Origin of the sequence: Delftia sp. CH05 (genome assembly GCF_009827015.1) — a bacterium.
Taxonomy (GTDB): Bacteria; Pseudomonadota; Gammaproteobacteria; order Burkholderiales; family Burkholderiaceae_C; genus Comamonas; species Comamonas tsuruhatensis.
This window is the reverse complement of the sequence record NZ_WUMG01000005.1, coordinates 79,651-99,626: the sequence shown is the minus strand read 5'-3', so window position 1 is coordinate 99,626 and position 19,976 is coordinate 79,651. Positions and strand designations below refer to the sequence as shown.

At 68.6% G+C, this 19,976-nt stretch carries 17 protein-coding genes; 13 read left to right on the top strand and 4 right to left on the bottom strand.

Annotated elements, in window-relative coordinates:
• Window positions 1-73 precede the first annotated feature (73 nt).
• Window positions 74-778, bottom strand: a complete 705-nt coding sequence (locus GRX31_RS06765; protein WP_016447948.1) for a pirin family protein — start codon at window positions 776-778, stop codon at window positions 74-76.
• 102 nt (window positions 779-880) lie between these two features.
• On the opposite strand from GRX31_RS06765, the gene GRX31_RS06760 reads away from it, so the two are divergent.
• The gene (locus tag GRX31_RS06760; protein WP_016447947.1) at window positions 881-1,804 is read left to right on the top strand and encodes a LysR family transcriptional regulator; all 924 of its coding nucleotides are present in this window, start codon (window positions 881-883) and stop codon (window positions 1,802-1,804) included.
• 39 nt (window positions 1,805-1,843) lie between these two features.
• On the opposite strand, the gene GRX31_RS06755 is transcribed toward GRX31_RS06760, so the two are convergent.
• On the bottom strand, window positions 1,844-2,365 hold the full coding sequence (locus tag GRX31_RS06755) for a YqaA family protein (protein WP_016447946.1): 522 nt from the start codon (window positions 2,363-2,365) through the stop codon (window positions 1,844-1,846).
• Window positions 2,366-2,471: 106 nt separating this feature from the next.
• On the opposite strand from GRX31_RS06755, the gene GRX31_RS06750 reads away from it, so the two are divergent.
• The 6 genes from GRX31_RS06750 (at window position 2,472) to GRX31_RS06725 (ending at window position 7,224) form a co-directional block, all read left to right on the top strand.
• Entirely contained in the window at window positions 2,472-3,059 is a 588-nt protein-coding gene (locus GRX31_RS06750; protein ID WP_133072282.1) for a hypothetical protein, read from the top strand.
• Window positions 3,060-3,202: 143 nt separating this feature from the next.
• On the top strand, window positions 3,203-4,273 hold the full coding sequence (dusB, locus tag GRX31_RS06745; protein ID WP_017406139.1) for a tRNA dihydrouridine synthase DusB: 1,071 nt from the start codon (window positions 3,203-3,205) through the stop codon (window positions 4,271-4,273).
• Window positions 4,270-4,503: a Fis family transcriptional regulator gene (locus GRX31_RS06740; protein ID WP_016447943.1), complete on the top strand. Its 234-nt coding sequence runs from the start codon at window positions 4,270-4,272 to the stop codon at window positions 4,501-4,503. Before dusB ends, GRX31_RS06740 begins: the two co-directional genes overlap by 4 nt.
• Window positions 4,504-4,547: 44 nt before the next feature.
• Window positions 4,548-6,146 carry a bifunctional phosphoribosylaminoimidazolecarboxamide formyltransferase/IMP cyclohydrolase gene (gene purH, locus GRX31_RS06735; protein WP_160851964.1) on the top strand — a complete coding sequence of 533 codons (1,599 nt, stop codon included), beginning with the start codon at window positions 4,548-4,550 and terminating at the stop codon, window positions 6,144-6,146.
• Complete coding sequence (locus GRX31_RS06730) at window positions 6,146-6,622, top strand: c-type cytochrome (RefSeq protein WP_160851962.1); 477 nt, start codon at window positions 6,146-6,148, stop codon at window positions 6,620-6,622. The genes purH and GRX31_RS06730 overlap by 1 nt, the downstream gene beginning before the upstream one ends.
• Window positions 6,623-6,624: 2 nt before the next feature.
• A complete protein-coding gene (locus tag GRX31_RS06725) occupies window positions 6,625-7,224 on the top strand; it encodes a DNA-3-methyladenine glycosylase I (protein WP_016447940.1) in 600 nt (199 codons plus the stop codon).
• Window positions 7,225-7,274: 50 nt separating this feature from the next.
• On the opposite strand, the gene hemL is transcribed toward GRX31_RS06725, so the two are convergent.
• A complete protein-coding gene (hemL, locus tag GRX31_RS06720) occupies window positions 7,275-8,591 on the bottom strand; it encodes a glutamate-1-semialdehyde 2,1-aminomutase (protein ID WP_442874079.1) in 1,317 nt (438 codons plus the stop codon).
• Window positions 8,592-8,665: 74 nt separating this feature from the next.
• Entirely contained in the window at window positions 8,666-9,625 is a 960-nt protein-coding gene (gene thiD, locus GRX31_RS06715) for a bifunctional hydroxymethylpyrimidine kinase/phosphomethylpyrimidine kinase (RefSeq protein ID WP_016453190.1), read from the bottom strand.
• Between the two features lie 115 nt (window positions 9,626-9,740).
• Here thiD and GRX31_RS06710 point away from each other — a divergent pair, with 115 nt between their 5' ends.
• From GRX31_RS06710 to GRX31_RS06685, 6 genes are read left to right on the top strand one after another with little or no spacing between them, the layout of a single operon-like run.
• Entirely contained in the window at window positions 9,741-9,893 is a 153-nt protein-coding gene (locus GRX31_RS06710; protein ID WP_160852047.1) for a rubredoxin, read from the top strand.
• A 47-nt stretch (window positions 9,894-9,940) separates the two neighbouring features.
• A complete protein-coding gene (locus GRX31_RS06705; protein ID WP_016447937.1) occupies window positions 9,941-10,339 on the top strand; it encodes a response regulator in 399 nt (132 codons plus the stop codon).
• Window positions 10,339-10,704, top strand: coding sequence for a response regulator (locus GRX31_RS06700; protein ID WP_016447936.1), 366 nt, complete (start codon window positions 10,339-10,341; stop codon window positions 10,702-10,704). The genes GRX31_RS06705 and GRX31_RS06700 overlap by 1 nt, the downstream gene beginning before the upstream one ends.
• A 15-nt stretch (window positions 10,705-10,719) precedes the next feature.
• Window positions 10,720-11,247 carry a chemotaxis protein CheW gene (locus GRX31_RS06695; RefSeq protein ID WP_016447935.1) on the top strand — a complete coding sequence of 176 codons (528 nt, stop codon included), beginning with the start codon at window positions 10,720-10,722 and terminating at the stop codon, window positions 11,245-11,247.
• Between the two features lie 18 nt (window positions 11,248-11,265).
• Window positions 11,266-13,518 (top strand): methyl-accepting chemotaxis protein, encoded by a 2,253-nt coding sequence (locus GRX31_RS06690; RefSeq protein WP_016447934.1) that lies wholly within the window; start codon window positions 11,266-11,268, stop codon window positions 13,516-13,518.
• A 50-nt stretch (window positions 13,519-13,568) separates the two neighbouring features.
• Window positions 13,569-19,904 (top strand): Hpt domain-containing protein, encoded by a 6,336-nt coding sequence (locus GRX31_RS06685; RefSeq protein ID WP_160851959.1) that lies wholly within the window; start codon window positions 13,569-13,571, stop codon window positions 19,902-19,904.
• Window positions 19,905-19,976 lie beyond the last annotated feature (72 nt).

The following is a 19,976-nucleotide window of genomic DNA, read 5'->3' as shown; positions in this document are numbered from 1 at the left end:
AAGGGACAGCGGAAATTCGGAAAGACAGTTGGGGCAGGTGGGCCCCGGCCGGAGCCGGGGCGGCAAGGGCGCTTCAGCGCGCCGTGTCGACGAGCACCAGCTCGGCGTCGGTCAGGGCCGTGACGCGCAGGGTCTCGACGTCGCTGATGGCGGCGCCGTCGCGCTCCTGGAGCGTCACGCCGTCGATCTGCACCGAGCCGCTGGCCGGCACCAGGTAGCCCAGGCGGTCGCGGCCGATGCGGTACTCCGTGCTCTCGCCGGCCTTGAGCGTGGCGCCCAGCACCCGGGCGGCGGTGCGGATGGGCAGGGCGTCCTCGTCACCGGGCAGGCCGCTGGCCAGGGCCACGAAGCTGCCCGAGCGCTCGCCCTTGGGGAAGGGCTTGGCACCCCAGGACGGGGGCTGCTGGCCGCGCTCGTCGGGCATGATCCAGATCTGGAAGATCCGCGTCGTGCCCTTTTCCTGGTTGTATTCCGAGTGGCGGATGCCGGTGCCCGCGCTCATTACCTGCACGTCGCCCGCTTCGGTGCGGCCCTTGTTGCCCAGGCTGTCCTGGTGGGTGATGGCGCCTTCACGGACATAGGTGATGATTTCCATGTTGGCGTGGGCATGGGGCGGGAAGCCCGTGCCGGCGGCGATGGTGTCGTCGTTCCACACCCGCAGCGCGCCCCAGCCCATGCGGGCCGGATCGTGGTAGCCGGCGAAGGAAAAGTGGTGCTTGGCATCGAGCCAGCCGTGGTTGGCACCGCCAAGGGCTTGGAAGGGACGGCGTTCGATCATGGTGTTCTCCTGCTGCGTTGTGTGTTGCGATGGATGAACTTTATGTTTTGCCGATCAAGAAGAGAATAGAAAATATGCAAAGACATCTATTCCAAAACTTTCATGCCAAGACTTCCTGACCTCGAAGCCTGGGCCGTCTTCGCCAAGGTGGCCGAGACGGGCTCCTTTGCCAAGGCCGCCGCCGAGCTGGGCGTCTCCCAGCCCACCATCTCCAAGGCCATCACGCGGCTGGAGACGCGGCTCAAGACCAGCCTGTTGCACCGCACCTCGCGGCGCATGTCGCTGACGGCCGGCGGCCAGGCCTCTCTGGAGCGGGCCGCGCGCATCCTGGCCGAGGGCGAGGCCGTGGAGGCCGAGATCAGCGAGCAGTCCAAGAGCCTGCGCGGCCCCATCCGCATTGCGGCGCCCATGTCGTTCGGCATCTCGCACCTGGCGCCGGCCGTGCCCGCCTTCATGGCCGAGCACCCGGAAGTCACGCTGGACCTGCACTTCAGCGACGAGCTGATCGACGTCGTGGCCCAGGGCTTCGACATCGCGCTGCGCATCTCCTCGCTGCCCGACTCCAGCCTGCTGGCGCGGCGCCTGTGCACGGTGCGCCTGCTGCTGGTGGGATCACCCGAATACTTCGAGCGCCACGGCCGCCCCACCCATCCGCGCGAGCTGGCGCAGCACCGGGCGCTGCGCTATGTGCACAGCCGCCTGGGCGAGGCCTGGCGCTTCGTGCATGCGCGCCGCGGCGAGTTCGCCCAGGTCGTGCCCACGGCCATGCGCGTGAACAATGCCGAGGGCCTGGCGCCGGCCCTGCGCGCCGGGCTGGGCCTGGCCCTGCAGCCCGAATTCCTGGCCTGGGAAGATTTGCAATCGGGTGCGCTGCAGACCTGCATGGACGACTGGCAGGTGCCCTCCATCGCCCTGCACATCGTCACGCCGCCGGGGCGCGCCCGGCCGGCGCGCGTGCAGGCGCTGATCGATTTCCTGGCCGCGCATTTCGCGCTGGCGCCCTGGGCGCGCGAGCCGCAGGCGTAGATCGCAAAAAGGGGAGGGCTTCGGTGGGGGGCTTCGGCCTCAGCTGGCCCAGGAGGCCGGCAGCAGCTGCAGCAGCACCACCGTCATCACCACATAGCGCAGGAACTTGCCGATGGCCATGTAGAACACGCAGGGCCAGAACGGCAGGCGCAGCCAGCCGGCCACGGCGCACAGCGGATCGCCCACCACGGGCAGCCAGCTCAGCAGGCAGGCCTTGGCGCCCAGGCGGCGCAGCCAGACGCGGGCGCGGCGCTCGTGGCGTGACAGATTGCGCGGCGGCTTGGCCCGTTCAGGCGGCAGTCCGGCCAGCCGCCGCTCGCGTGCCGCGCGCCAGGCCTTGTGCGCGCCCAGGCCCATCCACCAGCTGATGGCCCCGCCCAGCGTATTGCCGGCCGTAGCCACGAAAACCGTCTGCCAGAACAGGTCGGGATTGAGCTGGAGCAGGCCGACCACCGCAGGCTCCGAGCCCAGCGGCAGCAGCGTGGCCGAGATCAGGGCCACGATGAACACGGTGCTGAGGCCGAACTGCGGCAGCGCCAGCCAGCCCAGCAATTGATGCATCCAGACTTCCATAGGTGCTGCCAAGTGTAGGTCTGCGCTGGCTGACGCCTTGTCGGCCTGAAGCTATCGTGGGGTCTGGTCCGGAACCACAAGCACAGGGGGCGTCATGCAGACAGGGCGGATTGCAGGATGGGCGGGATGGGCGGCATTGGGAATGGCAGCAGCCGGCCTGGCCGGCTGCGCCGCGTTGCAGCCATCGCCAGGCAAAGACACCACCGTGGTGGCACAGGCCGCTGCCCAGGCGCCGCCGACCCAGGAGGCCGCACCGACCTCGGCCTGGGGCAAGGCGCTGCAGGCCAAGGGCTGCACCCTGCCGGACCCGGCCGTGGCCGACAGGCTGGAGCAGCTGCAGCGCGAGCTGGAGCCTCTGGGCCTGGAGCCGCGTCTGCAAGGCTGCGTGAGCCTGGCCGGTCCCGAGCCCCGCCCGGCCCTGGTGCTGGACGCCTGGGTGACCGACGGGCGCAAGGCCATGGCCGTGGTGCGCGGCCCGCTGGCCGACGGCGAGGCGCTGGACCTGGGGCTTGAGGCTGGGCTGCAGAAAGCCGGGCTGCAGAAGGTCGGCCTGCGCCCCATGCCCGACGACCAGGTCTCTCCCGACGTGCAATTCAACCGCCGCTGGTGGCAGGGCCGGCTCGGCGCCTACGGGCTGCAGGCCGTTCCGGGCCAGGTGCGCACCTTCGTTCCCACACCATGAAACCGCTGCGCTGTCTTGTTTTCGCCGCTTGGCCGCCTTGACGGCCCGGTTTTAGCCCTGCTGAAAATTTGGGCAGGTACAATCTTGGTCCTTTGTTGCCGCCCGTTTTGTGATCGGCGCGCGCGTTTTCTCCGGCTTTCCCGATGTCCTCCCTTCCCCTGTCCATAGGCCCCCATGCCCTGGCCAACCGCCTGTTCGTCGCCCCCATGGCGGGGGTGACGGATCGGCCGTTCCGCCAGCTGTGCAAGGCCCTGGGCGCGGGCTATGCGGTCAGCGAGATGGTGACTTCGCGCAAGGACCTGTGGAACAGCCTCAAGACCTCGCGCCGCGCCAATCATGAAGGCGAGCCCGGGCCCATCGCGGTGCAGATCGCGGGCACGGACGCCGAGATGATGGCCGAGGCCGCGCGCTACAACCTGGACCGCGGCGCCCAGATCATCGACATCAACATGGGCTGCCCGGCCAAGAAGGTCTGCAACAAATGGGCCGGCTCGGCCCTGATGCAGAACGAGGCCCTGGCCGTGGAGATTGCCCAGGCTGTGGTAGAGGCCTGCGCCCCGCACGGCGTGCCCGTCACGCTGAAGATGCGCACCGGCTGGTGCGACGCGCACAGGAACGCCGTGGTGCTGGCCCGCCGCTTCGAGGAGGTGGGCATACAGATGCTCACCGTGCACGGCCGCACGCGCGAGCAGGGTTACAAGGGTTTTGCCGAGTACGACACCATCGCTGCCGTCAAGGCGGCGGTGCGCGTGCCCGTGGTGGCCAATGGCGACATCACCGGCCCCGAGAAGGCACGCGACGTGCTCGCCTACACGGGCGCCGATGCCGTGATGATCGGCCGCGCCGCCCAGGGCCGGCCATGGATCTTCCGCGAGATCGCGCACTTCCTGGCCACGGGCGAGCACATGGCCCCGCCCCTGGTGGCCGAGCTGCGCCGGCTGCTGCTGGAGCATCTGCAGGACCACTACAGCCTGTACGGCGAAGGCACCGGCGTGCGCAGTGCGCGCAAGCACATCGCCTGGTACCTGCGCAGCCTGCCGGGCGGCGAGGCATTCAGACAACACATCAACACCATCGAGGACTGCGCGGTGCAATGGCAGGCCGTGGCCGACTATCTGGACGCCCTGGGCGCGCAGATGGACCGGATACCAGCCGCCATCGATGCCGGCGCCACAAGCGCCGAATTCGCAGAGCCCGCAGGAATGACAGTATGAGCAACCAGAACATCGAACAATGCGTGCGTGAAAGCCTGGAGGGGTACTTCCGCGATCTCGACGGCGAAAAGCCCAACGGCATGTACGACATGCTGATCCACCTGGTCGAAAAGCCGCTGCTGGAAGTGGTGATGAGCCAGGCCGACAACAACCAGTCCCGCGCCGCCGACTGGCTGGGCCTGAACCGCAACACGCTGCGCAAGAAGCTGCTCGAGCACGACATGCTCTGAGCGGCACGAATTCCCCTTTTTTCAAACTCCCTGCACCGACGCCCATGAACGCCCTGCTCTCCGTCTCTGACAAGACCGGTATTGTCGAATTCGCCCAAGGCCTGCACGCCCTGGGCATCAAGCTGCTGTCCACCGGCGGCACCGCCAAGCTGCTGGCCGAGGCCGGCCTGCCCGTGACCGAGGTCGCCGAAGTCACCCAGTTCCCCGAGATGCTGGACGGCCGCGTCAAGACCCTGCACCCCAAGGTCCACGGCGGCCTGCTGGCGCGCCGCGAGCTGCCCGCCCACATGGCGGCCCTCAAGGAGCACGGCATCGACACCATCGACCTGCTGGTGGTGAACCTCTACCCCTTCGAGGCCACCGTGGCCACGGCCGGCTGCACGCTGGCCGACGCCATCGAGAACATCGACATCGGCGGCCCGGCCATGGTGCGCTCTGCCGCCAAGAACTGGGCCGACGTGGGCGTGATCACCGATGCCGGCCAGTACGAGGCCGTGCTGGCCGAACTCAAGGCCAATGGAAAGCTCTCCGACAAGCTGCGCTTTGCGCTGTCCGTGGCCGCCTTCAACCGCATTGCCCAGTACGACGGCGCCATCAGCGACTACCTGTCCAGCGTGAAGTTCGAGGACGACAAGCTCTCCGAAGCCTACGTGCCAGAGCGCAGCGCCTTCCCCGGCCAGAGCAACGGCCACTTCACCAAGGTGCAGGACCTGCGCTACGGCGAAAACAGCCACCAGCAGGCCGCCCTGTACCGCGACCTGTATCCGGCCCCCGGCTCTCTGGTCACGGGCGAGCAGCTGCAGGGCAAGGAGCTGTCGTACAACAACATCGCCGACGCCGACGCCGCCTGGGAATGCGTCAAGAGCTTCGAGCAGCCTGCCTGCGTGATCGTCAAGCACGCCAACCCCTGCGGCGTGGCCGTGGGCAAGGACGCGCACGAAGCCTATGCCAAGGCCTTCCAGACCGACCCCACCAGCGCCTTCGGCGGCATCATCGCCTTCAACCGCACGGTGGACAAGGCGGCGGCCGAGGCCGTGGTCAAGCAATTCGTCGAGGTGCTGATGGCCCCCGACTTCACGGCCGAGGCGCTGGAAATCTTCAAGCCCAAGGTCAATGTGCGCCTCATGAAGATCGCCCTGCCGGCCGGCGGCGAGCGCGCCTGGGACCAGGGCCGCAACGCCGTGGACGCCAAGCGCGTCGGCTCGGGCCTGCTGCTGCAGACCGCCGACAACCATGAGCTGGCCCTGGCCGACCTCAAGGTCGTCACCGTCAAGCAGCCTACGCCCGAAGAACTGCAGGACCTGCTGTTCGCCTGGAAGGTCGCCAAGTACGTCAAGAGCAATGCCATCGTGTTCTGCAAGAACGGCATGACCATGGGCGTGGGCGCAGGCCAGATGAGCCGCCTGGACTCGGCGCGCATCGCCTCCATCAAGGCCGAGGCCGCCAAGCTGAGCCTGCAGGGCACGGTCGTGGCCAGCGATGCCTTCTTCCCCTTCCGCGACGGCCTGGACGTGGTCGTTGACGCAGGCGCCACCTGCGTGGCCCAGCCCGGCGGCTCCATGCGCGACCAGGAAGTCATTGACGCCGCCAACGAGCGCGGCGTGGCCATGGTCTTCACCGGCGTGCGCCACTTCCGCCACTGATGGCCGGCCAACTGCCTCCTGGCGCAGACGACGAGGGCGACGACGCCCCCCAGCGGCCCCGCTGGCTGGGCTGGGCGCTCGTGGTCTTCATGCTGCTGGTGGCGCTGGGTGTCTTCAACATCGGCTGGCGCATCATGCGCGGGCCGGCTGTCGGGGCCACCACGGCGCCGGCCGCAGCTGCCGTGACAGCCGACGCGCAGCTGGCCGCCGGCAAGGCCCTGGTGGAAGGCAATGACTGCCTGCGCTGCCACGGCCTGGTGCGCAACTATGTGGGCCCGTCCTTCCAGCAGATCGCCGGCCGCTACCGTGGCCGCGAAGATGCCGCCGACTACCTGGCGCGCAAGATCCGCGAGGGCGGGGCCGGCGAATGGGGCCGCGCCATCATGCCGCGCCACCCGCACATCGATACGGCGCAATCCCTGCAGATGGCGGCCTGGCTGCTGTCCCTCCCTTCTCCCGAACCCGGGAAATCCTGACCATGTCCCGCCTGTTCACCGCCCCCGACGGCCGGCCGCGCTGCCACTGGTGCGCGGCCACGGACAGCTACCTGGCCTACCACGACCGTGAATGGGGCTTTCCCGTCACCGACGACCGGCGCCTGTTCGAGAAACTCAGCCTCGAAGGCTTCCAGTCCGGCCTGAGCTGGCTGACCATCCTCAACAAGCGCGAGAACTTCCGCGCGGCCTTTGCGGGCTTCGACTTCCACCAGGTCGCGCGCTTCACCGAGGACGACGTGCTGCGGCTGCTGGGCGATGCGGGCATCGTGCGGCATCGCGGCAAGATCGAGGCCGTGATCAACAACGCGCAGCGGGCGCTGGAGATGGTGGAGGCGCAAGGCTCGCTGTCGGCCTTCTTCTGGCGCCATGCGCCGGAGCCCGTGACCGGTGGCGGGCCCGTGTCCGAGACGGCCGAGTCCCGGGCGCTGTCCAAGGAGCTGAAGAAGCTCGGTTGGAAGTTCGTGGGGCCTACGACTGTCTACTCGTTCATGCAGGCCATGGGCCTGGTCAACGACCATGCGCAGGGCTGTGCCGTGCGCGATGAGGTCGAACAGGCGCGCCAGGCTTTTCTTCGGCCCTGACGTGAAAAGAGTCCGCAAGGGCGGGCTCGATCGGCAGGTACGGGCCAGCGTCAGAGCGTCTTGAACACTTCGCGCGCGGCTTCGATGGTCTTGTCGATGTCCTCGTCCGTGTGCGCGGCGCTCACGAAGCCGGCCTCGTACAGGGCGGGCGCGAAGTAGTGGCCGCGCTCCAGCATGCCGTGGAAGAAGCGGTTGAAGCGGGCGCCATCGGTCTTCATGACTTCGGCCCAGGTGCTGGGCAGCTCGGGCAGCAGGTAGAAGCCGAACAGGCCGCCCTGGTGGTCCACGCTGAAGGGCACGCCGGCGGCGTCGGCCTCGGCCTTGAAGCCGGCCATCAGGCGGCCGGTCTTCGCGTGCAGGGCGTCGTGGAAGCCGGGCTCGCTGATCAGCTCCAGCGTCTTGAGGCCGCAGGCCGTGGCAATGGGGTTGCCCGACAGGGTGCCTGCCTGGTAGACCGGGCCCAGGGGCGAGAGCTTTTCCATGATCTCGCGGCGCGCGCCGAAGGCCGCCATGGGCATGCCGCCACCGATGACCTTGCCCAGCACGGTGATGTCGGGCGCAAAGCCTTCGATCTGCTGGGCGTACAGGCTCTGGGCGCTGCCCAGGGCCACGCGAAAGCCGGTCATCACCTCGTCGTAGACCATCAGCGCGCCATGCTCGCGCGTGAGTTCGCGGATGCGGCGCGTGAAGGGCACGCTGGCGCGCACGAAGTTCATGTTGCCGGCAATGGGCTCCATGATCACGCAGGCGATCTGATCGCCGAACTGGGCGAAGGCCTCCTCGAGCTGGCCCACGTCGTTGTATTCCAGCACCACGGTGTCCTTGACCACGTCCTGCGGCACGCCGGCCGAGGAGGAGGCGCCGAACGTCGCCAGGCCCGAGCCGGCCTTGACCAGCAGGGCGTCGGCATGGCCGTGGTAGCAGCCGTTGAACTTGATGATCTTGTTGCGGCCCGTGAAGCCGCGCGCCAGGCGCAGCGCGCTCATGCCGGCCTCGGTGCCCGAGCTGACCATGCGCACCATGTCCATGGAGGGCATGAGCGAGAGGATCTTCTCGGCCAGCACGACCTCGCGCTCCGTGGGGGCGCCGAAGGAGAAGCCTTCCAGCGCGGCGGCCTGCACGGCGGCCATCACCTCGGGGTGGCCGTGGCCCAGGATCATCGGACCCCAGGAGCCGATGTAGTCGGTGAACTGCTGGGCGTTCTCGTCCCAGAAATGCGCGCCCTGGGCACGGCGCACGAAGCGCGGCGTGCCGCCCACGGCGTTGAAGGCGCGCACGGGTGAATTCACGCCGCCGGGGATCACGGCCTTGGCGCGTTCGAACAGGGGAATATTCAGGTCAGTGGTCATAGTGCAGGAGTCTGCCATGTGCGGGGGACAAGCCAGAGGTGCCAAGCCAAGGGCCTGTGCCGGCCGCGCAGCCGCTCAGGCGGTGGCCTGCCTCAATGCTTGGTGTCATGAGGGGGCATCACGAAGCCTTCGATGGCCTGGGTGTCGGGGTCCAGTTCGGCGAGGGGCTCGGCGGCGGCCTCGGCATCTTCATCCTCGGGCTCGGGCTGGGCCCAGAACATGCGGTCCGGGATGTAGTGGCCCATGCCGGGGCGAAAGCCGCTGTCCAGGCTGCGGTCCAGGTACTCCAGCGCCTCCTGCGTGGCCAGCCCCAGGTCGTTGCCGCTGGCCACCAGGGCCGTCAGCGCGGCCGACAGGGTGTCGCCCGAGCCGGTGAAGGTGGCGTCGAACATCTCGTACTTGCTGTTGCCCAGCACCGACTGCGCCGTGGCCAGCACGTTGTCCACGAACTGGTCGGGCAGGGGAATGCCGGTGACCAGCACGTAGGGCACTTCCAGGGCCTCGGCCGCCATGGCGATGTCGCGCGCCGTGGGGCTGCGGCTGTTGGTCCAGTCGGGCAGCAGCCAGCGCGACAGCGTACTGTGGCTTCCAACCAACACAGACGTTTGCGGAAGAACAAGTTCCTTGAGGGCGTCCATGTACTGGTCGAGCGGGTCTTCCTCCCACCACGACAGGTCGGGCATGTAACAGACGATGGGGATGTCGGGGTAGTCGGAGGCGATCTCGGCAATCGCTGCCAGGTTGCCCGGGCTGCCCACGAAACCGACCTTGATGGCGGACACGGGAATGTCCTCCAGCACGGCGCGCGCCTGCTCGGCCACGGCCTCGTCGTCAAAGGGAAAATGCTCGAAGATCTTGGCCGAATCGCGTGCGTAGGCACCCGTGACCACGGGCAGCGGATGGCCGCCGACCGAGGCGATGGTGGCGATATCGGCCGACAGGCCGCCCGCCCCGCTGGGGTCGCTGGCGTTGAAGACCAGCACGCAGACGGGCGCGGTTTCGTCCATCGGCTCGGTGTCGGGGCTGGGGGAGTTGGAGGGGTTCAATGCCATGGCTCAGCCCAGTGTGCGCCCCGCCAGCGAAGGCCGTGGCGGGTGGTTGTGACTAGATACAATCGTTGCATTCTATGTGAAGGCCCTTTAAGCTGTGACCGACCCCAAAACTTGGATGTGCTTGATCTGCGGGTGGATCTATGACGAGGCGCAAGGCTGCCCCGAGCATGGCATCGCACCCCAGACGCGTTGGGAAGACGTGCCCATGAACTGGGCCTGTCCCGAGTGCGGAGCACGTAAAGAAGACTTTGAGATGGTCGAAATCTGAGCGCGGGACCACCCGCGCCGACTCATACATTTCCGGGAGGTTTCTCAGTGACGACATCGGGCGCACCCTTGCGCGTACTCGTGGTGGATGACAGCAATACCATCCGCCGCAGCGCAGAAATCTTCCTCAAGCAGGGCGGGCACGAAGTGCTCCTGGCCGACGACGGCTTCGACGCACTGTCCAAGGTCAACGACTACCAGCCCCAGCTGATCTTCTGCGACATCCTCATGCCCAAGCTGGACGGCTACCAGACCTGCGCCATCATCAAGCGCAACGCGCGCTTTGCTGACACGCCTGTGGTCATGCTCTCGTCCAAGGACGGCGTATTCGACAAGGCGCGCGGGCGCATGGTGGGCTGCCAGGACTACCTCACGAAACCCTTCACCAAAGACCAGCTGCTGCAGGCCGTGGAGCAGTTCGGCAAGCAAACCATAGGAGCACTTTGATGCCCATCCGCAAAGTCCTGGTCGTGGACGACTCCAAGACCGAACTGATGTTTCTGTCCGACATGCTGCAAAAGCAGGGCCTGCAGGTACGCACGGCCGAGAATGGCGAAGAGGCCATGCGCAGCCTGGCCGAAGACCGTCCCGACCTGATCCTGATGGACGTGGTCATGCCCGGCCAGAACGGCTTTCAACTGACGCGTGCCATCACGCGCGACCCGCTGTACGCCGACCTGCCCATCATCATGTGCACCAGCAAGAACCAGGAGACCGACCGGGTCTGGGGCATGCGCCAGGGTGCGCGGGACTACATCACCAAGCCTGTGGATGCAGACGAGCTGCAGGCCAAGATCGCGGCGCTGAACTGATCTGGTGCGCTGCCCATGGCGAACCGTGAAGCACTGCGCGATCTGCAGTCCCGTCTGGCTGGCCGCCTTCAGGCCGCACGCAGCGAAGGCGTCAAGGTGGCGGCCTGGCTGGCCGTCCAGGCCGGCGGGCGCAACTACCTGATGCCGCTGGGCCAGTCCGGCGAGATCTTTCCCTGGGCCGGCGTGCAGCCTGTGCCCTATACAAAGCCCTGGTTCCTGGGCATTGCCAACCTGCGCGGCACCCTGGCCGGCGTGATCGACCTGGCCAGCCTGCTGGGCCACGGCGTGACACGCAGCGAACCGGCGCTGGCCGAGTCCAGCCTGCTGGCGTTCAATGCCGCGCTGGAAGTGAATGCGGCCCTGCTCGTGGACCGCCTGCAGGGCCTGCGCAGCGCCGACGCATTCGTGCGCACCGAGCCTGCGCCCGAGCACTCTCCCGCCTTTTTCGGCCCCGTGCATATCGATGAAGCGGGCCACCGCTGGCAGGAGCTGCAACTGCAGCGCCTGTCCCAAACCTCCGAGTTTCTGAGCATTCGCGCCTGAGTTTCTGAAGGTCGTCCCATGTCATTCTTGCAACGTCTTGCAAATCGCTTCCAACGCAAGCCGGCCGACGCCGGCTCCGGTGCGGACAACAGCATGCTCGGAGACACCGTCTCCCAGGATATGTACGCACTCGATGCGTCACTGACCGTGCAGGGCGCCCCCGACGCCATGCCGGGCCGCGACGGCGGCGCAGCCGTTGACCACGACATGGTGGCCCTGCCGCTGCTGGGCCGCGCGCCTGCCGCGCGCCACCAGCGCACGCTGTCCACCTTGCTGGGTGTGTCGGTGCTGGCCCTGGTGCTGGCGGCGGCCTGGGCCCTGCGCCAGGCCGACGGCTCGGCGCAGCAGCTGGCCGCCACCGGCCAGGCGCTGATGCAGTCGCAGCGTCTGGCCAAGTCGGTCTCGCAGGCGCTGACGGGCGCGGCATCCTCCTTTGTGGACGTGCAGGACAGCTCCGGCGTGCTGGCGCGCAACGTGCGCGCCATTGCCTCGGGCGACGACTCCATGGGCGTGCGCCCGCTGGGCGGCGCCTATGCCGACGAACTGGCCCAGATCACGCCGCTGATGGAGCGCGCCGAGCAAAGCGCCAAGGTGGTGATGGACCAAAAGCAGATCCTGACCCAGGTCGGCGACGCGCTGCGCACCATCAACCGGCAGTCCTCGGACCTGCTGGAGATCGCCGAAACCATCTCCTCGCTGAAGCTGCAGCAGGGCGCCAGCCCGGCGGAAATCTCCGCTGCCGGCCAGCTCGTGATGCTGACCCAGCGTATCGGCAAGTCGGCCAACGAATTCCAGACCGCCGAAGGCGTGAGCCCCGAGGCCGTGTTCCTGCTGGGCAAGGACTTGAACTCGTTCAAGGAAATCTCCGAAAGCCTGCTGAGCGGCAGCAGCGAGCTGCGCCTGCCTCCCACGCGCGACGCCCAGACCCGCGAGCAGATCGAGGCGCTGATCAAGCTCTACGAAGAGACCCGCAGCGAGGCCAGCGCCATTTTGGGCAACCTGCAGGGCCTGGTGTCCGCCCGCGAAGCCCAGACCGCCATCAACGCCGACAGCGAACCGCTGCGCCGCCATCTGGAAGACCTGCAGAACAAGCTGCAAAGCGGCGCCGGCATCGGCTCGCTGCCCATGGGCCTGCTGGCGCTGGCCACCGTGCTGGTGCTGCTGTGCGGCGTGGGCCTGTCCCGCGTGCAGCTGCTCGACAGCCGTCTGCGCCAGGAAGCGGCCGAACGCCGCCAGGAAGAGTCCCGCGTGCAGGAGCATGAAGCCAAGCGCATCAACGATGCCAACCAGGCCGCGATTTTGCGCTTGATGAACGAACTGCAATCGGTGGCCGAAGGCGATCTGACGCAGGAGGCCACCGTGACCGAGGACATCACCGGCGCCATTGCCGACTCGGTGAACTACACGGTGGAAGAGCTGCGCGCCCTGGTGGGCAGCGTGCAGAACACGGCAACGCGCGTGGCACAGACCACGGCCGAGGTGGATGCCAACTCCACCGAGCTGCTGGCCGCGTCGACCGAACAGCTGCGCGAGATCCGCGAAACCGGCCGCTCCGTGCTGGACATGGCAGGCCGCATCAACGAGGTCTCGACCCAGGCGCAGGAATCTGCCCAGGTGGCGCGCCAGTCGCTGGAAGCTGCGGACCTGGGCCTGAAGGCCGTGCAGAACGCCATCGGCGGCATGAACTCCATCCGCGACCAGATCCAGGAAACCTCCAAGCGCATCAAGCGGCTGGGCGAATCCTCGCAGGAGATCGGTGAAATCACCGAGCTGATTTCCGACATTACCGAGCAGACCAACGTGCTGGCGCTGAACGCCGCCATCCAGGCCGCATCGGCCGGTGAAGCCGGTCGCGGCTTCTCGGTGGTGGCCGAAGAAGTGCAGCGCCTGGCTGAGCGCTCGGCAGATGCGACGCGCCAGATCGCGGCGCTGGTGAAGGCGATTCAGACCGACACCCAGGATGCCGTGGCCGCCATGGAGCGTTCCACCCAGGGTGTGGTCGAGGGGGCGCGACTGTCCGACTCCGCAGGTACCGCGCTGACCGAGATCGATACCGTGTCGCGCCACCTGGCCGAGCTGATCGAGCTGATCTCCTCGTCCACCTCGCGCGAGGCCGTCCTGGCCAACGACGTGGCCGAGAACATCCAGCACATTTTCGCGGTGACGGAGCAGACGGGCGAAGGCACGCGCACCACGGCGCAGCAGGTGCGCGAACTCTCGCACATGGCCGAGGAACTGCGCCAGTCGGTGGCGCGTTTCAAGATTGCCTGACCCGGTCCAACATAGCTATGCACAGGCCCTAGGGGCTTGGGGAACTGTCCATGTCAGTGGTTGACGAATCGCAAACGGGCGCGGCGCAGGCCGCGCACACCGAACAGGACCTGGGCCCGCTGGCCTGGGTGCTCGATGAGCTGCGCAAGTCGCTGGAAGGCGCGAGCAAGGCCGTGGCGCGTTTCGTGCGCGATGCCGATGCGGCGCGCGCCTCGGACCTTGAGGAGCTTGACACCTCGGCCCTGCGCATCGCCCGCCAGCAGCTGCACCAGGCCTGCGGCGCCCTCGAAATGGTGGGCCTGGGCTCTCCGGCCCTGGTGCTGCGCGGCATGGAAAGCGCCGTGCAGCGCTTCGTGCAGCGCCCCGAGCTGTGCACCGACCAGGCCGCCGCCACGCTGGAGCGCGCCAGCTTTGCCCTGATCGAATACCTGGAAACCGTGCTGGCCGGCAAGACCGTCTCGGCCGTGGCCCTGTTTCCCCAATACCGCGACACCCAGGCGCTGGCCGGCAACGACAAGGTGCATCCGGCCGACCTGTGGCCTGCCGAGCGCCGCGCGCGCGAGCCCGAATGGGCGCGCCAGGCCGAGCCGCTGGCCTACGGGCCCGATGCCCGGGCCCTGCTCGACGGCGTGGTGCTGCGCATGGTCAAGAGCGATGACCGCGAGGCCGCCGCCCAGATGCGTGACCTGTGCCTGCGCTTTGCCGTGGCCCAGACCGAGGATGTCACCGCACGCAGCTTCTGGAAGGTGGCCGCTGGCTTCTTCGACGCGCAGTCGCGCGGCCTGATCGTTGTCGACCTCTATGTGAAACGCATGGCCTCGCGCGTGCTCATGCAGTACGCGGCCATGGCCAAGGGCGACCGCACGCCGCCTGCGCGCCTGCTGCAGGACCTGCTGTTCTTCTGCGCCCAGGCGCGCCCGGCCGAGCAGGCCGGCGCTGCCCTGCAGGCCGTGCGCCAGGCCTATGGCATGCAGGCCCAGCCGCAGGTGGACTACCAGCAGACCCGCTTTGGCCGCTACGACCCGGCCGTGCTGGTGCAGGCGCGCAAGCGCATCACCACGGCGGCGGAGACCTGGTCCGCCCTGGCAGGCGGCGACCGTGCGCGCACCAAGATCGTGGTGGACCAGTTCGCCCAGGTGGCCGAATCCCTGGTCAAGCTGCACCCGGCCAGCCATGGCCTGGCGCGCATGCTGATCAAGGTGGCCGAAACCGTGGCCCGCATCGGCGAGCCGCCGCCGGCGGAACTGGCCATGGAAGTGGCCACCTCCGTGCTCTATCTGCAGGCGGCCTTTGCCACCATGGACATGGGCGACGAGGAACTGGCCGAGCAATCCGCCAACCTGGTACAGCGCCTGGAGGAATCCCTGCAGGGCGCGCCCGCCCGGCCGCTGGAGCCCTGGATGGAGGAGCTGTACCGTCAGGCCAGCGACCACCAGACCATGGGCTCGGTCGTGGGCGAATTGCGTGCCACGCTGGCCGAGGCCGAGCGGCACCTGGACCAGTATTTCCGCAACCCCGCCGATGCCACCGTGCTGGCGCCGGTGTCTGGCCAGATGGCGCAGATGCGCGGCGTGCTGTCCGTGCTGGGCCTGGACCAGGCCACCCAGGCCATGCAGCGCATGCGCGAAACCGTGGAGCGGCTGGTATTGGGCGAGATCGCCGAGTCAGAACGTGCCCAGGTCTTCGACAAGCTGGGCAACAGCCTGGGCGCCATGGGTTTCCTGATCGACATGCTGAGCTACCAGCGCAGCATGGCGCGCAAGCTCTTTGTCTATGACGAGGCCGAAGGCGGCCTGCGCATCCTGATGGGCCGCCGTGGCCACCGCGCCGACGACGCGGGCAAGGCGCCCGAGCAGCTGCCGGCCCTGGACACCGCCGCCGTGCCGCCGCAGCGCGAAGCCGTTGCCGTGGCCCAGCCGCTGCCCGTGCCCCAGATCCAGCCCGCCGAGACTGCGCAGGACCTGCCTGCCGAACCCGCTGCGGCAGCACCGTCGGTGCCGGCGCCGCCGCCACCCTCCGTGGACCTTGTGCCCGAGCCCCTGCCGCAGGCGACTGTCGCCGGGCAGCAAGCGCTGGCCGACGATGCCGAACTGGCGCAATTCGCCAAGGCGCTCGAGATACCCGCCGAAGCGGCTCAAGCAGCTGACGTGGCTGAAGCGGCCGAACCGGTGCCCGGTCCTGCTGCCGCTGCCGCCACGGCTCAGCCCGAACCCCTGCCTGAACCCGTTCCCCCGCTGGCCGGTCTGACCGTCTCGGAAGATGATTCCGACGACGAAATCCTGAGCATCTTCCTGGAAGAGGCCCGCGAGGTCGTGGACAACGGCCTGCAGGCGCTGCGCACCCTGGCCGATGAGCCCGGTAATCTCAGCGAGCAGACCACGCTGCGCCGCGCCTTCCATACGCTCAAGGGCAGCTCGCGCATGGTCGGCCTGGATGAATTCGGCGAAGCCGGCTGGGCCATGGAGCAAATGCTCAATGCCTGGCTGGCCGAGCAAAAGCCCATGCCCCAGCCCATGCAGGAGCTGGCCAGCGACGCGCTGCGCGCCTTTGGCGCCTGGGCTTCGGCCATCGAGCGCCAGCAGGCCGATGCCTGGCTGGCCACGCCCTTCCGCGCCGCAGCCGATGCCATGCGCCTGGAAGGCGTGCGCGCCGACGTGGCCCTGGTGCCGCGCGCCGACCGCCGCACGCAGGCCGAGCCTGCCGCGGTCGAGGCGCCGGTGGAGCCCTTCGCCGCAGTGGAGCAGCAGCTGCAGGCCGAGCAGCGGGAAGCCCCCGAGCCGGCCGTGCCTGACGAGACCACCGGGACCGCCAGTGACCTGGACATTGCGCTGGACTTCGGTCTGCTGGACCTGGACCCCCAGCCTGCGGCGGCCGTGCCCGAACAGTCGCAGGGTTCAACGCAGCCGGAGACCGCCGAGGCACCCGCCGCGCTGGCCACCGACGCGGTGGAGGAGCTGGACTTCGCCGCCTTCGAGGCGGCCATGCGCGACAGCGAGCAGGAAGCCCTGGCCGTTGTCTCGGGCGACCAGCCCGCGCTGCCCGGCACAGAGACTGTGCCCGAGGCACATGCCGACGCGCTGCCCGAGCTGCAAGCAGAAGCTGTAGCCGAAGCCGAAGCCGAAGAGCAGGCTCCGCACGCCGCCGTGCCGCTGGCGCCTTTCGAGGGGCTGGATCTGGACCTGACTCCGGCAACCGCACCTGCCGAGGCCATCGAAGCCGTAGAAGCTTCCGAGGCGGAAACCCCGCAGGAGCTGCATACCGAATCCGTGGCCGATGAGGCGCCTGCGGTGGCTGAGGAGTCCGGCGCACAGGAGCCGTCCGGCGTCGATGCCGATGGCTTCAAGGTCGTGGACGGCCTGCGCATCAGCGCGCCGCTGTACAACGTCTATCTCAACGAGGCCGACGAATGGTCGCGCCGCCTGGACCTGTCGCTGCAGCAATGGGCGACCGAGCCCGGCGAGCCCGTGCCCGATGACGCCATCGCCTTCGCGCATTCGCTGGCCGGCAGCTCGGCCACCGTGGGCTTCAAGGCCTTGTCGGACCTGGCGCGCCTGCTGGAGCATGCGCTGGCCCATCTGCAGCCGCAGCGCTGTGGCACGCCTGAGCAGGTCGCCGCCTGCATTGCGGCTTCCGACGAGGTGCAGCGCCTGCTGCACCAGTTCGCGGCCGGCTTCCTCAAGACACCCCAGCCGGGCGTGGAAGAAGCACTGCAGGCACTGCTGGCGCTGGATATCGAAGTCGCGGACGCTCCGGACAGCCGGCTCGATGCGCTGCTGCCGGAGCCGTTGCCGCAGCCTGGCACGGATGCCGTGCTCGACGCCGGCGCCCATGCGCAGGCCCAGGCACAGGACGTGGCGCCGCTGGCCTATTCCATGCGCCCCCTGGTCAACGACGCACGCCAGGAAGCCGAGCTGCAGCGCCGCATCGATGAGGCCATCGCCCATGCGGTGGCCGTGGGCAACGACCTGGACGACGACATCGACGCCCTGGACGAGGTGGACCCCGACCTGTTCCCCATCTTCGAGGAAGAGGCCATCGAGCTGCTGCCCCGCCTGGGCGCTGCGCTGCGTCGCTGGCATGGCCGGCCTTCCCTGGACGAGGCGCGCCACGAAACGCTGCGCGCCCTGCACACCCTCAAGGGCAGTGCCCGGCTGGCTGGCGCCATGCGCCTGGGCGAAATGGCCCATCGGCTGGAATCCGCCGTCGAGCGGGTCGACAGCGAATCTCCCACGGCCGAGCAGATCGAGCCCTTGCTGGGCAACTTCGACGCATTGCAGGCCGGCTTCGACGTGCTGCGCGTTGCGGGCGAACAGGTGCAGGATGGGCCGCTGGGCCTGGCCGATGGGCCGGACCAGGCCGAGCCTGCCGCCTCTGCGGTGTCTTCTGACGCCACGGCCTCCGACGCCTCGGGCGCTGGCGCATCCCCGGCGCCAGCCGACGCACAGCCGGCTCCTGTCACCGCGCCGCTGCGTGCGGGCGCCCACCAGACGGTGCGCGTGCGCGCCCAGTTGCTGGACCGCCTGATCAGCCAGGCCGGCGAGGTGCTGATTGCGCGCTCGCGTGTCGATGCGCGCCTTGCCCAGGCCCGTGGCTCGCTGGACGAGCTGGCCGGCAACCTGGAGCGCCTGCGCATGCAGCTGCGCGACATCGAGGTCCAGGCCGAGAGCCAGATGCAGTCGCGCCTGGCCCTGTCCAAGGACTCGGCGGCCGGCTTCGACCCGCTTGAGTTCGACCGCTTCACGCGGGTGCAGGAACTCACGCGCATGATGGCCGAGTCGGTCAACGACGTGGCCACCGTGCAGCGCAACCTGCAGCGCGACATGGCGGGCGCCGAGGACGACCTGGTCGCCCAGGGCCGCCAGGCGCGCGAGCTGCAGCGCGACCTGCTGCGCACGCGCATGGTGGAGTTCGACTCCCTGGCCGAGCGCCTGTATGCCGTGGTCCGCCAGACCTCCAAGGAAATGGGCAAGCAGGTGCGGCTGAACATCCTCGGCGGCACCATTGAAATGGACCGGGGCATGCTGGACCGCATGATGCCGGCCTTCGAGCACCTGCTGCGCAACTGCGTGGCCCACGGCATCGAGCCGCCCGAGCAGCGCACCGCTGCCGGCAAGCCGGCCATGGGCACCATCGAAATCATCCTGAGCCAGGAGCGCAACGACGTGGCGCTGTCGGTGGAGGACGATGGCGCCGGCTTGAACCTGCAGCGCATCCGCGACAAGGCCGTGGCCCAGGGCCTGTGGCCCGAGGACCAGACGCTGACCGAGCAGGACGCCGGCCGCCTGATCTTCGAGCCCGGCTTCACCACCGCCACCGAGGTGACCGGCGTGGCCGGCCGGGGCATCGGCATGGACGTGGTGCGCTCCGAGGTCAACGCGCTGGGCGGCCGCATCGAGACCCACAGCGAAGCGGGCCGGGGCAGTGCCTTCCGCCTCGTGCTGCCGCTGACCACGGCCGTCACCCAGGTGGTCATGCTGCGCGCGGGCCGGCTGCTGGTCGGCGTGCCGGCCAGCCTGGTGGAAATCGTGCGCCGTGCGCCCTTGGATCTGCTGCAGCAGGCCTATGCCAGCCACGGCTTTGAAGATGGCGGCGAGACCCTGCCTTTCTACTGGGCGGGCGCGCTGTGGCAGTCCTCCCTGCGCAGCGAGGAAACCGTGGGCCGCACCCGGCCCGTGGTCATCCTGCGCAGCGCGTCGCAGCGCATTGCGCTGCACGTGGACGAAGTGCTGGGCAACCAGGAAGTGGTGATCAAGAACCTCGGCCCCCAGCTGGCCCGCCTGCCCGGCCTGACCGGCATGTCGGTGCTGGCCTCGGGCGCCGTGGTGCAGATCTACAACCCTGTGGCGTTGGCCAACGTCTATGGCGACGAGGTGCGCGCCCGGACCGAAGAGGCCGAGCGTGCCGCCGGCCAGGGCGACGGCGAAGCCGTGCCGGCCAGCGCGGGACCGGTCTCGGTGCCGCTGGTGCTGGTGGTGGACGACTCCATCACCGTGCGCCGCGTCACCCAGCGCCTGCTGCAGCGCGAAGGCTACCGCGTGGCCCTGGCGGCCGACGGCCTGCAGGCCATGGAACGCCTGGCCGAGGAGCGCCCGACCCTGGTGCTGTCCGACATCGAGATGCCGCGCATGGACGGCTTCGACCTGCTGCGCAACATCCGCGCCGACGAGGCCCTGCGCGACCTGCCCGTGGTCATGATCACCTCGCGCATCGCCCAGAAGCACCGCGAGATGGCGCGCCAGCTGGGCGCCAACCACTACCTGGGCAAGCCCTACTCGGACGAGGAGCTGCTGGGCCTGATCCAGCACTATTCCCTGCAAGGGAACAGCACCCAGCCTGCGCCGCTGTCACTGCAGACGGAGACGCAGGTGCTGGGCGAAGAGGCCTGAGCCTCGGCGGCCAGCCCTCGCCCCGCAAAAAAGGAGCAGCCAGCGCTGCTCCTTTTTTCTTGGCTCCGGTGT

What these genes read in the sequence shown, in the direction of transcription:
- GRX31_RS06765 (WP_016447948.1), bottom strand. Translation starts at nt 778, where the DNA reads ATGATCGAACGCCGTCCCTTCCAAGCCCTTGGCGGTGCCAACCACGGC.
- GRX31_RS06760 (WP_016447947.1), top strand. Translation starts at nt 881, where the DNA reads ATGCCAAGACTTCCTGACCTCGAAGCCTGGGCCGTCTTCGCCAAGGTG.
- GRX31_RS06755 (WP_016447946.1), bottom strand. Translation starts at nt 2,365, where the DNA reads ATGCATCAATTGCTGGGCTGGCTGGCGCTGCCGCAGTTCGGCCTCAGC.
- GRX31_RS06750 (WP_133072282.1), top strand. Translation starts at nt 2,472, where the DNA reads ATGCAGACAGGGCGGATTGCAGGATGGGCGGGATGGGCGGCATTGGGA.
- dusB (WP_017406139.1), top strand. Translation starts at nt 3,203, where the DNA reads ATGTCCTCCCTTCCCCTGTCCATAGGCCCCCATGCCCTGGCCAACCGC.
- GRX31_RS06740 (WP_016447943.1), top strand. Translation starts at nt 4,270, where the DNA reads ATGAGCAACCAGAACATCGAACAATGCGTGCGTGAAAGCCTGGAGGGG.
- purH (WP_160851964.1), top strand. Translation starts at nt 4,548, where the DNA reads ATGAACGCCCTGCTCTCCGTCTCTGACAAGACCGGTATTGTCGAATTC.
- GRX31_RS06730 (WP_160851962.1), top strand. Translation starts at nt 6,146, where the DNA reads ATGGCCGGCCAACTGCCTCCTGGCGCAGACGACGAGGGCGACGACGCC.
- GRX31_RS06725 (WP_016447940.1), top strand. Translation starts at nt 6,625, where the DNA reads ATGTCCCGCCTGTTCACCGCCCCCGACGGCCGGCCGCGCTGCCACTGG.
- hemL (WP_442874079.1), bottom strand. Translation starts at nt 8,591, where the DNA reads ATGGCAGACTCCTGCACTATGACCACTGACCTGAATATTCCCCTGTTC.
- thiD (WP_016453190.1), bottom strand. Translation starts at nt 9,625, where the DNA reads ATGGCATTGAACCCCTCCAACTCCCCCAGCCCCGACACCGAGCCGATG.
- GRX31_RS06710 (WP_160852047.1), top strand. Translation starts at nt 9,741, where the DNA reads ATGTGCTTGATCTGCGGGTGGATCTATGACGAGGCGCAAGGCTGCCCC.
- GRX31_RS06700 (WP_016447936.1), top strand. Translation starts at nt 10,339, where the DNA reads ATGCCCATCCGCAAAGTCCTGGTCGTGGACGACTCCAAGACCGAACTG.
- GRX31_RS06695 (WP_016447935.1), top strand. Translation starts at nt 10,720, where the DNA reads ATGGCGAACCGTGAAGCACTGCGCGATCTGCAGTCCCGTCTGGCTGGC.
- GRX31_RS06690 (WP_016447934.1), top strand. Translation starts at nt 11,266, where the DNA reads ATGTCATTCTTGCAACGTCTTGCAAATCGCTTCCAACGCAAGCCGGCC.
- GRX31_RS06685 (WP_160851959.1), top strand. Translation starts at nt 13,569, where the DNA reads ATGTCAGTGGTTGACGAATCGCAAACGGGCGCGGCGCAGGCCGCGCAC.